This window comes from Phascolarctobacterium sp. Marseille-Q4147, assembly GCF_017968825.1.
Lineage (GTDB): Bacteria > Bacillota > Negativicutes > Acidaminococcales > Acidaminococcaceae > Phascolarctobacterium_A.
This window is the reverse complement of sequence record NZ_CP072874.1, coordinates 211,907-226,663: the sequence shown is the minus strand read 5'-3', so window position 1 is coordinate 226,663 and position 14,757 is coordinate 211,907. Positions and strand designations below refer to the sequence as shown.

The 14,757-nt window shown below is 49.8% G+C and carries 6 protein-coding genes and 1 CRISPR repeat array (1 of these 7 running past the window's edge); all 6 genes read left to right on the top strand.

The window, feature by feature from the left end; translation table 11 throughout:
- Positions 1-5,012: direct repeats of the CRISPR family, unit length 19 nt; unit sequence AGGGAGCGAGGATTGAAAT (it extends 192 nt beyond the left edge of the window).
- 78 nt (positions 5,013-5,090) lie between these two features.
- The 6 genes from cas4 (at position 5,091) to KAH19_RS00915 (ending at position 14,749) form a co-directional block, all read left to right on the top strand.
- Positions 5,091-5,756: a CRISPR-associated protein Cas4 gene (cas4, locus tag KAH19_RS00940; protein WP_210684753.1), complete on the top strand. Its 666-nt coding sequence runs from the start codon at positions 5,091-5,093 to the stop codon at positions 5,754-5,756.
- Positions 5,753-6,784, top strand: a complete 1,032-nt coding sequence (cas1c, locus tag KAH19_RS00935) for a type I-C CRISPR-associated endonuclease Cas1c (protein ID WP_210684752.1) — start codon at positions 5,753-5,755, stop codon at positions 6,782-6,784. Before cas4 ends, cas1c begins: the two co-directional genes overlap by 4 nt.
- Before the next feature lie 12 nt (positions 6,785-6,796).
- Positions 6,797-7,087 carry a CRISPR-associated endonuclease Cas2 gene (cas2, locus tag KAH19_RS00930; protein WP_210684751.1) on the top strand — a complete coding sequence of 97 codons (291 nt, stop codon included), beginning with the start codon at positions 6,797-6,799 and terminating at the stop codon, positions 7,085-7,087.
- Between the two features lie 138 nt (positions 7,088-7,225).
- Positions 7,226-8,038, top strand: a complete 813-nt coding sequence (locus KAH19_RS00925; protein ID WP_210684750.1) for a hypothetical protein — start codon at positions 7,226-7,228, stop codon at positions 8,036-8,038.
- A 161-nt stretch (positions 8,039-8,199) separates the two neighbouring features.
- Positions 8,200-11,367, top strand: a complete 3,168-nt coding sequence (locus KAH19_RS00920) for a PD-(D/E)XK nuclease family protein (protein ID WP_210684749.1) — start codon at positions 8,200-8,202, stop codon at positions 11,365-11,367.
- Positions 11,360-14,749, top strand: coding sequence for an exodeoxyribonuclease V subunit beta (locus tag KAH19_RS00915; RefSeq protein WP_210684748.1), 3,390 nt, complete (start codon positions 11,360-11,362; stop codon positions 14,747-14,749). Before KAH19_RS00920 ends, KAH19_RS00915 begins: the two co-directional genes overlap by 8 nt.
- Positions 14,750-14,757: the final 8 nt, after the last annotated feature.

The window sequence follows — 14,757 nt, the reverse complement described above, 5'->3', positions numbered from 1 at the left end:
ATAATCAGTCGCTCCCGCGAGGGAGCGAGGATTGAAATTGCATATTAACAAGGTCGTCCTGCATAGCAAGCGGTCGCTCCCGCGAGGGAGCGAGGATTGAAATGCCAAGATTATAATTGGCAGAAAGAGCAGAAGCTCCGTCGCTCCCGCGAGGGAGCGAGGATTGAAATCATATAGTCCAGTAGCAGCGAAAAGGAAGACAGTGTCGCTCCCGCGAGGGAGCGAGGATTGAAATAGAAATGACCCATCATGCCGGGTATACCATACATAGTCGCTCCCGCGAGGGAGCGAGGATTGAAATTACCTGCCAATCTACGAGGGCTATGTACTGAGCAAGTCGCTCCCGCGAGGGAGCGAGGATTGAAATGCCTGCAATCTGAACAACGCTCCGTCTAACGGTGTCGCTCCCGCGAGGGAGCGAGGATTGAAATCTTGTGTCAGCTGCTTTAAATTGTCCTGCGTAGGGTCGCTCCCGCGAGGGAGCGAGGATTGAAATGCTTGTATTTATAGCAAGGTTGAACACATCGGCGTCGCTCCCGCGAGGGAGCGAGGATTGAAATCAGCTTCTCAGCGCGGATATATTTTTGCGGGCAGCGTGTCGCTCCCGCGAGGGAGCGAGGATTGAAATTTCCGTGGGATTGCAGCAAGGGGACGCCATGATGTCGCTCCCGCGAGGGAGCGAGGATTGAAATCTCGCTTTCAAAATCTATTATCCTAAACTATTCGTCGCTCCCGCGAGGGAGCGAGGATTGAAATTCCTACGCTGGAGCGACTTTGGCCGTATGGCTACAGTCGCTCCCGCGAGGGAGCGAGGATTGAAATATGAGGCCAAACTTCATTTGCATAATTGCTTTATAGTCGCTCCCGCGAGGGAGCGAGGATTGAAATCTTTGGATCATGGTTTTGTTTTAAAAAAGGAGTGAGTCGCTCCCGCGAGGGAGCGAGGATTGAAATGGTTGGTTTCCTCGCGATGTCCGTAAAGTATCGGCGTCGCTCCCGCGAGGGAGCGAGGATTGAAATTCATTTTGTGGTATACTACACTTAAGGCAAGTTGGTCGCTCCCGCGAGGGAGCGAGGATTGAAATGTAACTATTAATGGAGCTAAGTATAAAATACCACGTCGCTCCCGCGAGGGAGCGAGGATTGAAATCTGACGGTAATATGGTATTTGATCTTGGTTCTAAGTCGCTCCCGCGAGGGAGCGAGGATTGAAATGTGCTGATTTAACCTATCAGCAAGGTGTTAATAAAAGTCGCTCCCGCGAGGGAGCGAGGATTGAAATAGCGTTACTATGAAATTGATGCTCGTGGCGGTACTGTCGCTCCCGCGAGGGAGCGAGGATTGAAATTTAATGCCCTGCAAGTTTACGCAAGTTGATTATTGTCGCTCCCGCGAGGGAGCGAGGATTGAAATTCGCGGTAGTTCGCGTCGGAACTTTCGTAATCACGTCGCTCCCGCGAGGGAGCGAGGATTGAAATTACTCCTGAGCGTAGTAACATTATCCATGACTATCAGTCGCTCCCGCGAGGGAGCGAGGATTGAAATTGTTAATGGTGCTTCTGCCCTCTCCGCTAACTAGTCGCTCCCGCGAGGGAGCGAGGATTGAAATATGCTGTTGCTCGTGATGATTCTATGGATAAAGGTCGCTCCCGCGAGGGAGCGAGGATTGAAATACCAAGATACATCAGAACGAAGTCCTCGTGATAGGTCGCTCCCGCGAGGGAGCGAGGATTGAAATCAGATAAATCGCGATAAGATACAAAATTAGATAGTCGCTCCCGCGAGGGAGCGAGGATTGAAATGTAATCACGCTGTTCCACGGCTCAAAAATCTTAAAGTCGCTCCCGCGAGGGAGCGAGGATTGAAATTCAGCAACCTGTGCTTGACGATTAGCAGCCTTTGTCGCTCCCGCGAGGGAGCGAGGATTGAAATCGGACTATGAAACAGCTTGCAACCTTGTTGCTAATGGTCGCTCCCGCGAGGGAGCGAGGATTGAAATATGGATAACATCTATATTGAGAGTTTTTTCTTCTTGTCGCTCCCGCGAGGGAGCGAGGATTGAAATTGACAAATCAGCATAAATTGTACTAATGCCATTATGTCGCTCCCGCGAGGGAGCGAGGATTGAAATATCCATAAGTTTTTTAGGGTCAGTAAGTTCAGAGTCGCTCCCGCGAGGGAGCGAGGATTGAAATGTAGGTATCAAAGATTGTTTTAAATCTCATATAGAGTCGCTCCCGCGAGGGAGCGAGGATTGAAATTCATCACGAAACCACTCATTATAGATTAAGTTATAGTCGCTCCCGCGAGGGAGCGAGGATTGAAATCCATGTGACTTTGGTCTTATCTAATGTATAGCCGTGTCGCTCCCGCGAGGGAGCGAGGATTGAAATACGGCAGAAGAAATTGAAGCAAGTATGAAATAACAGTCGCTCCCGCGAGGGAGCGAGGATTGAAATATGCATGGGCAACCGGCAACAACAAGAAAATTTGGGGTCGCTCCCGCGAGGGAGCGAGGATTGAAATCTTAAACTTGTAGTGAACTTCCATTCCCTGCTCCTCGTCGCTCCCGCGAGGGAGCGAGGATTGAAATTTGATATGTTTCGTACCGGTTCCTATAACCGTGGTCGCTCCCGCGAGGGAGCGAGGATTGAAATTTGATATGTTTCGTACCGGTTCCTATAACCGTGGTCGCTCCCGCGAGGGAGCGAGGATTGAAATTGCTTGTATATACTATACCAAACGGGGTTACTGCGTCGCTCCCGCGAGGGAGCGAGGATTGAAATTGCTTGTATATACTATACCAAACGGGGTTACTGCGGTCGCTCCCGCGAGGGAGCGAGGATTGAAATAGCAACATAGCGAGCGGACTCAAAGGTAATAGCGTCGCTCCCGCGAGGGAGCGAGGATTGAAATTTAACATTTTATGCCTTGGTCTTTATTTAAGGAGGTCGCTCCCGCGAGGGAGCGAGGATTGAAATGTTGATATGTTTCGTACCGGTTCCTATAACCGTGGTCGCTCCCGCGAGGGAGCGAGGATTGAAATATAAGTATTACTATACACAAATGAATCTATATTACGTCGCTCCCGCGAGGGAGCGAGGATTGAAATCATGCGTGTAGTCATTTTAAATTCCTCCTTGAATGGTCGCTCCCGCGAGGGAGCGAGGATTGAAATTGATATATGGGTAGAAGAATCGGAGCTTATAGGCGTCGCTCCCGCGAGGGAGCGAGGATTGAAATGTGCGTGACGGCCGCGACCGCTATCCGGGTTATGGGTCGCTCCCGCGAGGGAGCGAGGATTGAAATATTGTAACCAGGCCTGCTGCCGTCGGCTCAACCGGTCGCTCCCGCGAGGGAGCGAGGATTGAAATTCATCGTAAACGTCGCTTTCACCCAAGTCCTCAGTGTCGCTCCCGCGAGGGAGCGAGGATTGAAATGTCCATCCGTCCACGCTTTTTGAGAAGTTACCCAGTCGCTCCCGCGAGGGAGCGAGGATTGAAATAGCCAATAGGCTTGCAGGTCCTGCACAGCCAGGAGTCGCTCCCGCGAGGGAGCGAGGATTGAAATCTTTTGGTGCCTGCTTAAAATCAGAAGCACAACAATGTCGCTCCCGCGAGGGAGCGAGGATTGAAATGCAAGATTTGAAACCATTAACGGCTTTAGCAAGACGTCGCTCCCGCGAGGGAGCGAGGATTGAAATAATAAGTAACCAATCCCAGCATTTTTCATCTTGGTCGCTCCCGCGAGGGAGCGAGGATTGAAATGATGTCATTAGGATATACAACATCGTCATCATAGTCGCTCCCGCGAGGGAGCGAGGATTGAAATATTACTGGTATATTAAGATAGTTTAATATAGCAGAATGTCGCTCCCGCGAGGGAGCGAGGATTGAAATGTGATGATTCATCAGCAAGGGAAATTTCGGCACAACGGTCGCTCCCGCGAGGGAGCGAGGATTGAAATATACACATCTGCAGCCCAACCTTCTACCCGTTTGGTCGCTCCCGCGAGGGAGCGAGGATTGAAATTTTCGTTGCCACTCTAAGAGCATGGTATCTATAGGTCGCTCCCGCGAGGGAGCGAGGATTGAAATTATAACGCTGCTTACTAAAACCTTTTAGAGCTTTGTCGCTCCCGCGAGGGAGCGAGGATTGAAATTGTTAGTTTAGGTGACGGCGGTAATGTTAGCAGTGTCGCTCTCGCGAGGGAGCGAGGATTGAAATTTCTTTGAAAAAATGATTGACGCAGGCTGCCAGTCGCTCCCGCGAGGGAGCGAGGATTGAAATAACAAAATTCCAAAAGGTAAAGGGAAACGTAATATGTCGCTCCCGCGAGGGAGCGAGGATTGAAATGATTTACATTGGCGCAACTGATACGCTGTTATTGGTCGCTCCCGCGAGGGAGCGAGGATTGAAATTTGTGTCCGCGGCCGGCGCTAGAGTTGGCGCACGGTCGCTCCCGTGAGGGAGCGTGGATTGAATTTGCTTTGTAGTATTTCAAATCTGCAGGAGCACTATGTCGCTCCCGTAAGGGAGCGTGGATTGAAATCGTAGGCGCTGACGGCAAAAATATAAATCGTGCCGGTCGCTCCCGTAAGGGAGCGTGGATTGAAATCAGATGTACGCGAGTACAGCAACACAGGTTTTGCGTCGCTCCCGTAAGGGAGCGTGGATTGAAATAATTCCTCACAGCGACAATGCGCGGCGAGGTCAAAGTCGCTCCCGTGAGGGAGCGTGGATTGAAATTGTCTGTTCTCTATTGTCATTATGTCACCTCCCTAGTCGCTCCCGTGAGGGAGCGTGGATTGAAATTCTGACACGCTTTTCCGCATCCTCTTTAGTGACAAGGGTCGCTCCCGTGAGGGAGCGTGGATTGAAATGGTGTCACCGCAATGCGGTTAAGACAGACCAAGGTCGCTCCCGCAAGGGAACGTGGATTGAAATGCGTCCGATAATCGCGTCTTATGCTCTCGCGCTGCTCGCTCCCGCGAGGGAGCGTGGATTGAAATACGGAACAAGGTTGGATTTTCGGTTTTGTTAACACAAATGATGTATTCTGATTAGCTAAAAGGGAAAGGAGAATTCTTATGGAATATTGTGAAGATGAATTCTTACAATTATCAGGTATTCAGCATTTTTGCTTTTGCCGTCGACAATGGGCGTTGATTCATATAGAAAACCAATGGCAGGAAAATGTCAGAACCATTGAAGGTAACATAGTCCATGAACGTTGTCATGATGATGGCTTTATAGAAAAACGCGGTAATCTGTTAATTACACGTTCCTTGAGTATCTTTTCAAGAAGATTAGGTGTTTCAGGACAATGTGATGTTGTCGAATTCAGTAAGACTGAAAACGGATGCACTTTATATGGACGTGAAGGATTGTGGCACCCTTATCCCATAGAGTATAAGCGCGGAAAGAGTAAGCTGATTGATGCTGACAGATTACAATTATGCTGTCAGGCTATGTGTTTGGAAGAAATGCTACATGTTGATATACCTAAAGGTGCTTTATATTATAATGAAACACATCGTCGGGAAGAGATTGCTTTTACTGCTTCTATGCGTGAAAATGTAGAATCTATGTTGCGTGAAATGCATAACTATTATAGACAGGGCTATACACCGAATGTTAAGCCTAAAAAAGGCTGTAGCTTATGTTCTTTAAAGGATATTTGCTTACCGGTTATATGCAGAAAAACGGTTGTGGCAGATTATTATGCAAAATTTTTAAATGAGGATGCATTATGAGACATTTACTGAATACTTTGTTTGTGACAAGTGAAGACGTCTATTTATCGCTGGACAATGAAAACGTGGTAATAAACAGGAATGGTGCTGTAATAAAAAAATTACCATTGCGTATGTTTGAGCAAATTTTATATTTTGGCTATATGGGAGCGAGTCCGGCGTTATTGGGAAAATGTGCTGAGTATGGTATAGCCGTATGTTTTTATAAACCAAGCGGAAGATTTCTGGCGAGAGTTATGGGACATAATAACAGCAATGTATTGTTACGCAAAGAACAGTATCGGATTTCGGATTCAGAGGAGCTTAGCTGTAAAATAGCGCGTAATTTTATTGTTGGTAAACTGTATAATTCTCGCAGCGTTTTGGAGCGTGCCAAACGGGACCATGCTTTAACTGTTGATGTAGCTAATATTGAACAAGCCAGCCGTGAAATTATGCGTTTAACAAGACTGTCCAGAAAATGTACCGATTTGGCGGTACTGAGAGGATTAGAGGGAGATGCTGCTAGCTTGTATTTTGCTCAGTTTAATGAGCTTGTATTGCAAAATAAGGCTTATTTTAGGTTTACTAATAGAAATAAAAGGCCTCCGACTGATCCGGTAAATGCTCTATTATCCTTTGCATATACTATTTTGGCTAATGATTGTGCTGCCGCGCTTGAAGGAGCCGGTTTGGATCCGTATATTGGTTTCATGCATCGGGATAGGCCAGGGCGGTTGTCTTTAGCGCTTGATTTGATGGAAGAATTTCGTAGCATTATAGCAGATAGATTTGTGCTTACGTTGATTAATAATCGTGTGATAAATGAAAAATCATTTAATAATCAGGAAAATGGCAGTGTACTATTAAATGACGATGGAAGAAAGACGTTTTTTGAAGCTTGGCAAAAACGCAAGCAAGATGTAATTATGCATCCGTTTTTGCAAGAAAAAATACCATGGGGATTAGTGCCTTTTGTTCAGGCGCAGCTTTTAGCCAGATATATAAGCGGAGATATAGATGAATATCCGAGCTATTTGTGGAAGTGAGGAGAAAATACTATGCTGATATTGGTAACATATGATGTTAACACTCAGGATGCTGCTGGTAGGAGACGACTTAACAAGATTGCCAAAATGTGTTTGAAGTATGGGCAACGGGTACAGAATTCTGTATTTGAATGTTTGGTAGAACCACATGACTATGCTTTTTTACAAAACGAGCTGCTTAAGATTGCTGACCTGACGAAGGATAGCCTGCGTTTTTATAATTTGGGTGCTAAGTATAATACGAAAATTGAACATTTTGGAACTAAAACCTCGTATGATCCCGAAGGTGTTTTGATGTTTTGAGCATACCATCTCCCTTTCTCCCACTATTTCCCATATAATAGTTGATAATTAATTTCAATCGTGATATGATTATATTGGTTCCGAAGGAACTAATAATTGATTATTCTTACAAAAGAATGAAAAAGAGAGGTTTTTTAAATGACGACTGTTGCTGAAAAGTATTTACAAATTGCTAAGCTGGCGAAGGATCCTGCTAATGCTGAGGTTGTTATTGATGGTATTCTGACATTTTTCGGATTGGATTATTTTGACTTGGATTTGGGTGTTGAGTACCTGTATACTACCAAGGTGATTGACTATAAATTCAGAAGCGTGCTGCACAAGGCTGAAGACATGGACGCTATCATGGCATGGTTCAAAGAAAAAGCAGGCGTTACCGATGAGGAAATTGCTGCTGCCGAAGCCAAAGAAAAAGAATATGTTGCAGGCTGCCTGATGCTTGCTAAACAATATCTGGGTATGGGCCACTGCATCAGCGGTAAAACCTATCTGGAGCTGGCTGCCGCTAAAGGCTCCGAGGAAGCAATCGCACAGCTGAAGGACATGGAATATGCACAAGATATGTATGACCTGGGCGAGCATTATCTGGCAATGGGCCATTGCATCTGCTCCAAGACCTACTTTGAGCTGGCTGCTGCCAAAGGCTGCCCGAAAGCTGCTGCTAAGTTGAAAGACATAGAATATGCAGAAGATATGTATAAGCTGGGCGAGCATTATCTGGGCATGGGCCACTGCATCTGCGGCAAAACCTACTTCGAACTGGCTGCTGCCAAAGGTTGCCCGAAGGCTGCTGCAAAGCTGAAGGACATTGAATACGCAGAAGATATGTACAAACTGGGCGAGCAATATCTGGCTATGGGCCACAAAATCTGCTCCAAGACCTACTTCGAACTGGCTGCCGCAAAAGGCTGCCCGAAAGCTGCTGCAAAGTTAGCTGAATACGAAGCATAATATTGTATTTTCAGGAGGCTGTCACCTTGCGTGGCAGCCTTTTTCCTTTCCCTAAAAATCCGTTCCTCAAATAGACAATCTTTGACATTCGCTTATGGTATAATAAGCATTATAAAGATTTGACCAATATTACGCTTAAGGATAAACAGAAGGAGATTGTTATGGCAAAGTTGATTTATGTACCTCTCGGCTGCAGCCTGCGCTTGCAGCTGGCAGAGAAGCTTTCGCGGCAGCCGTTGGGCGAAGGCGTGCTGGTGCTGCCGAACCGCCTGCTGACGGACGATGTGCGCAACAAGTACGCTAATATAGAAACCATGGGCATGGACACCCTGGCCAGTAAGCTGATGAACCTTAACGGCGGCAGCGATTACAAGGAATTGAGCCGTCGCAGTCAGGAGCTGATTGTGCAGGATATCATCGACTATATGATGGAAAACAAGCAGCTTACCGGTATGACCACGCACAAGCAGCTGGAATATTTCGGCTCGCTGGCGCATAAAACAGGCTTTGTGAAGGCTATGACCTCACTCGTAAGCCAGCTGTCGCGCTGCGGTGCCACTAAGGACGATATCTACGGTCAAATCCAAAAATCCTTTGAGGAGGATGAGCTGAAGGGAAAGGATTTGGGTGTCTGCAATTTTTATCTGCTTTATCGTCAATATCTGGAAAACAATAAATGGTACGACCTGGAGGGCAAGTATCGTTTGGCAGAGAAGATGTTGGAGAAGCAGGATTGCAAAATCCCCTGGAAGCATATCTATATCTGCGATTTCTTCAGCCTTGACCAGGTGCAGATAAACTTTTTGCAGGCTTTGGCAAAGCATGTGGATGATCTGGTAATCAGCATGAGCTACGAAGGACGCAGTGTAAGCTCCGACGAAAAGGCGAAGTATGAATCAATTACCAAGTTTATGCGAGCGAGTACGAACACCGTCAACGCGCTGAAAATTCTTGGTGCGACTGTTGAAAGCCTTTCGATAGAGGAATTGGGACAAGCTCCGGCAGGCGTTGCTATGCGGCAGCTGCGTCGCTTGGGGCATGCGCCTGCGCCGGTGCCTGCGGAGGGTGTGGAAAGCTACTGCTTTGCCTCCGATGAGCAGGAGATGCGCTGGGTGCTGAAGCGTATCAAGCAGCAGCTGGCACATGAAAAGTGCGCTGCCAATCGCATTGTTGTTGCCGTGCGCGATTTTTCCTTATACAGCGGCTTGCGCCAGCTGGCGGATGAATACGGTGTGCCGGTGAGCCTGCCGCAGACAACTGCGCTGGTGTCGCAGCCGTTGGCTGTTATGCTGCGCCTGCTGCTTACTGCCGCAGGCAGAGGACGTGAGGCGGCAACGGCCTATCTGGAGCTGCTGAACTGCGAGCTTTTGCGTCTGTTCTTTGATGTGGATGTGGAAACGGCAAGCAGCCTGCGCACCCAAACGTATTTCAAAATACGTCAGGAGGCTATGCAGAAGGCACACGAGCTGCTGGGTGATGCAACGGAGCTGTGGCAGCAGCTGGATGCGTTTATAGAAAACACCAAAGCGGAGGCAACAATCAGCGAATATGCCGAGCAGCTGACGCAGCTTTTGCAGGCGCTGCCGCTGGAAGAACGTTTGGGCAGTTTGCATAAGCAGGGCGTGCCGCTTGACTTTATGTTGGCCTGCCTGCGCAGTAAGGACGCTGTGCTGAAGGCGGTGCAGCAGCTGGTGCGTGATTACGAGGTGGCGAAAAACAGTGACTATAAGCTGACGCTGAGCCAATGGAACAGCCTGCTGCAGGAGGCCTTGGGACAGGTGCAGCTTACTCTGCGCTTCGGCCGCAGGGACGGCGTACTCTTTACGGAGGTTGGCAACGTACAGGGACTGACCTTCGACAGCGTTTATATTATGGGCCTGCGCGAGGGTGAGTTCCCGCAGGCTAAAAACGAAAACTGGATTTATAACGATACGGAGCGTAAGCAGCTGGCGGATGCAGGCTATGATTTGCCCACGGTCGGTTCCTCCTTTGATGAGGATGCCTATTTCTTTGCTCAGGCTGTGTGTGCGGCGCAAAAGGAGCTCATCCTCACCTGGCATGAGGATGTGGGCGAAAGCCTGGCCAGCAGCTATCTGGAGGAAATCTGGAAGCTGTTTTTGCAGCCGGGAAGTGAGGAAAAGCGCTTGGATAAGGACTATGTGAAGGCGCAGACGCTGCCTGATTTCGGTGTTGCTTCGGCGGAGGAGGCGTACAGCGACAAGCGCTTTGCTGCTGATGATTTGCCGAAAATAGCAGAGCTCAGCGGGAAAAAGGCTCCCTCTGCGGAGCTGCGGCTGGCTGCCAAAGCGGATATTCTGCGTAAGGCGCAGCAGCCGGAATATAACGGCGATTTGCAAAATTCCCTGCCGACGAAGCTGCTGCGTAAGCAAATCGGCAGCCGCTTCAGTGCGAGCAGGCTGGAGGCTTATGCTGCCTGCCCCTTCCGCTTTTTGGCGGAGAAGGTGTGGCTGGCGCAGGCGGCGGAGGAAGCGGATGATTTGCTGCAGCCGCGGGATGCCGGTGATATTCTGCACCAAACGCTGAAGAATTTTGTCGAGCCTTATCTTGGCAGCAAAATTATCGGTGAAACTATGGAAGACCTGACGGAGGAGCTGGAAGCAGTCTTTGAGGATGTCTGCACCGCTGCGCGTAATGACTGCGGCAACACCGTTGCTTCCGTAAACGAGGATATCTGGCAGGTGGAAAAGCAGCGCTTATGGCGTATGCTGGTGCGCTGGCTGCGCTTTGAATATGCCGACCAGCAGCGTTGGGGCGGCTTTACACCGCATGCCGTGGAATGGGATTTCAGCTCCAAAAACGGCAAGCCCTTGTACCTGACGCTCAGTGACGGCAGTGATGTATCGCTCATCGGCAGAGTTGACAGAATCGACAGCGACGGCGAGCATGCCTTTATTACGGACTATAAAAGCGGCACTCCTCCCACAGGCAGTGCTATGGAGCAGGGGCTCGACCTGCAGCTGCCGGTGTATCTGCTGGCGGTGGCGGCGCTTTCCAAGGAGCAGCTTGCAGTCAGCGGCGGCTGCTATTATTCGCTGAAGGAGGGCAAGCGCAAAAGTGCCTTTTTGCTGGAAAGCGTAGGCAACAGCGACTTGCCGTATAAAAAGCCGAAGAACGCCGCAGAGCTGACCTGGGATAGCTTTAAGCAGGAAAAAGAACAGCTGCTGAAGGATTATATAGAAAGAATTTATGCAGGCGATTTTGCATTGGCAGGCTGCAGGCGCTGCGATGTATATTGCCCGTTACATGATATTTGCCGTGTGCAGCTGGTGAGCGGCGACGGCGGACAGGGAGGCGAGAGCGATGAGTAAGAACCCTACACCGGAGCAGGCTTTGGCGATAAATACGATTAAAAGCAATGTTTCGCTGCTCGCCGGTGCCGGCAGCGGCAAAACCTATGTACTGATGAAGCGCTTTGTGCAAATTCTGCGCTCGGATGTGAGCGTTAATCCCACGAATATTGTGGCGATAACCTTTACGCGCAAGGCTGCCGACGAAATCAAGGGGCGTGTACGCCAGGCTGTCAGCGAATGTGTGGAGCAGGCGCAGACTGATTTGGAAAGACTGCGCTGGCAGGAGCATCTGCAGAAGGTGGAGAGCGCGCCGATAAGCACGATTCACAGCCTGTGCAGCCGTATTTTGAGAGATAACCCGGTAGAAACACAGCTTGATCCGGAATTTACCGTGCTGGAAGATTTTGAAGAAAAGGACTTTTTCAAGGAAACTCTGCAGCAATATTTACGCAAGAATATCAAGGCTAATGAGGCCTTGCGCAGACTGGTGCAGACCTACGGCGTCAACAGCTTTGTAAACCAGGTTGATGCGCTGTCAGGCAGGCTTTCGGAGCTGGTGCTGGAAAAGGATCTGGCAGAGCCTTATCTTAAGGCGAAGGAAGAACTGCCGGCCCTGCAGCAGAAGCTGTTTGCTGTTGTGCGTGAGGTAATCGATGCGCGCGAGTCTTTGGGGGCAAAGACCAAGGGACGCCAGACCTTGACGGAGGCCGCAGGCCTGTTGGACGAAATGCAAAAGCAGCTGCTGGCGCCGGAGCCTGATTGCTCCCTGCTGGATGCGTCAGGCGTTGTTAAGGTTAGCGGCAAGGCGTTGGCAGCGGAGCTGACTAATTTAAAAAATCTGCGTCAGGAGCTGAACAATGTACTTTTGAACGCTAAGGGCTGCGATTTGGTGCAGGATTGGCTTGCCGTGCTGCAGGATTTTTATGCCTGCCTGAGCGCACGCAAGCAGGAAAATAATGTCCTGTTTAATGATGATTTGGATTTGCTGGCCATCGAGCATCTGCAGAAGAATGAGGCGCTGCGGCAAAAATATCAGGAGCGCTATAAATATATTATGGTAGACGAGTTCCAAGACACCAACGAACGCCAGCGTCAGCTTATTTATCTGCTCTGCGGTAACAAGCTGGATAATACGAATAATCTGTTTATCGTCGGTGACGTGAAGCAGTCTATTTATCGCTTCCGTCATGCCGATGTCAGCGTTTTTAATAAGGTAAAAGAGGATATTGCGCAAAATGCGGGGCAGAACCTGGGCATGAAAACCAACTTCCGCAGCACGCAGAGCATTGTCGAAAGCTGCAATACCGCGTTTTGTCAGCTGATGGATTTGCCGAAGGAGGAAATCTGCCTGGAGCATCACGAGGGTGACAACACCGGCGGTGCTAAGGTTTGCCTGCTGCAGGTGCCGTATAAATCCAAGGATGATGATCTTGGCGCTAAAGAGGATAAATGGCAGAAGGAGGCTGAGGCAATCGCCGCCTATCTGCAGCAGGAGCTGCCCAAGGTAGAGCCGCAGCTCAGGCCGGGAGCAAGCAAGGCTATTTTGCTGCGCGCAATGACGCATTGCGAAATTTTGCGGCAGACGCTGCAAGGCTATGGTATAAATTGCGTAGTAGTCAAGGGCAAGGGCTTTTATGAGCAGCAGGAGGTACTGGATATACTGAATCTGCTGGCTGCGCTGCACAACCGTTACTCAAGCCTGGAGCTGGCAGGCGCTTTGCGCTCCAATTATTTCGGCTTGGATGATGCAACACTGACGCAGCTTTTCTGGCAGACCGAAAATGACAAACCGCTGTGGGATGTACTGCAGGCTGTCGGCAACGGTGAGCTGCAGCTTAACCTGCAGCCGGAGCAGCAGGCATTGGCTATACATGCTGCCGAACGCTTACACAGCCTGCGCCAGGCAGCAGCGCTGATGGCACTGCCGGAGCTGTTCGCACAGCTCTGGGATGAGCTGAAGCCGGAATTCGTTCTGTCGCAGCAGGAAAACGGCCCCAGCAAGCTGGCTAACGTCAAAAAGCTGCGCCGCCTGGCACAGCAGTATTGCCAGACGAAGCAGGCTTCGTTGGCAGAGTGGCTGCAAAATGTGAAGGATTTGCGTGCAAGCAGCAGCAAGGAGCCTGCTGCTACCGTACAGGCAGATGATGCCTTGCAGATTATGACGATACATAATTCCAAGGGACTGGAATTCGATTTGGTTATTTTACCGCAGTTAGATAAATCAGTTCATGGCGATACCGCCTCCATTAAATATTTGCCCGGCAAGGAAGGCGAGCAGGGACTTTTGGGCATCAAGGTGCCCGATAAGGAAATGCAGCTGCAAAACAGCGGCGTGTACGAGCTGGCGAAGGCGCGCGACAAGGTGCTGGAAGAGGAAGAAGCCAGACGCTTGCTGTACGTTGCGATGACGCGTGCTCAAAAGCAGCTTGTAATGGTCGGTACGGTGGCGGAAGAAAAGCTGCCGGAGGCTGTTATCGGCCTGCCTTCTGCCAAGGGCTGGTGGCAGCAGCTGCAGGCAGTATACGAGGCTGACTGGGAAACGCAGGAAAGCAGCTGTCCGTGGGTACGCCTTTTGTGCGCCGATGACTTAAGCCCGGCTGTTGTGCAGCAGGGTGAGCAGCAGCAGCTGGCGCTGGAACCGTTGGCCTTGGCACCGCTGCCTGCTTACGCAGCCTGTGGCCGTACCTGCTTTACCGCAAGTGCGCTGCAGACGTATCTGCATTGTCAGCGCCAATATTACTACCAGCAGGTTCTGGCAGTGCCTGAGCTGGAGCAGACAGTTGCCGGCGAGCAGGCGCACGAGCTGCCGGCAAGTGTAACCGGCAGTATTGTGCACAGAGCGTTGGAGCTGTATAATGGCTATAATGCGGAGGCTGTTTTTGCCATTGCGCTGAAGGAATATGCTCCCGGCGCTGCGGCAACACAGGCCAAGAGTATGTTTGATGCTTATATCAGCAGCGATTTGTATAAAGCATTGCCCAAAAAGCAGAAGCGTGAATTAGAATTTGTGCAGCCGCTGCAGCAGGAGTTGGCGACAGAGGGCGTAATAGATTTGCTGGCTTTTGACGAAGATGATAACATGATAATAGTGGACTATAAAACAGGTACGCCGCCGGAGCCTGACGAGGTGAAGCTGGGTTATGCTTATCAGCTGGCGCTGTATAAGGATGCTGCGGAAAAGCTGTACCCAGGCAAAAAAGTTGTGCGCGCTGAGCTGCACTTCCTGCAGAATATGAGCGTTTGGCAGCTGCCGTTGGATAAGTCGTACCTGCAGGAGGCAATAGAGCTGTGCGAGGAAATCAGCGGTAAGGGCGAGGAGGAGAATTTCGCCTGCAGCTGTAACGAAGGCTGTGCTTACTGTCACTATGCATATCTGTGTCCGCAAAAAAATAAAGAATAGGTGATGTA

Bases quoted from the DNA above. Each gene is read 5' to 3' on its own strand.
- cas4 (WP_210684753.1), top strand. From the start codon at position 5,091: ATGGAATATTGTGAAGATGAATTCTTACAATTATCAGGTATTCAGCAT.
- cas1c (WP_210684752.1), top strand. From the start codon at position 5,753: ATGAGACATTTACTGAATACTTTGTTTGTGACAAGTGAAGACGTCTAT.
- cas2 (WP_210684751.1), top strand. From the start codon at position 6,797: ATGCTGATATTGGTAACATATGATGTTAACACTCAGGATGCTGCTGGT.
- KAH19_RS00925 (WP_210684750.1), top strand. From the start codon at position 7,226: ATGACGACTGTTGCTGAAAAGTATTTACAAATTGCTAAGCTGGCGAAG.
- KAH19_RS00920 (WP_210684749.1), top strand. From the start codon at position 8,200: ATGGCAAAGTTGATTTATGTACCTCTCGGCTGCAGCCTGCGCTTGCAG.
- KAH19_RS00915 (WP_210684748.1), top strand. From the start codon at position 11,360: ATGAGTAAGAACCCTACACCGGAGCAGGCTTTGGCGATAAATACGATT.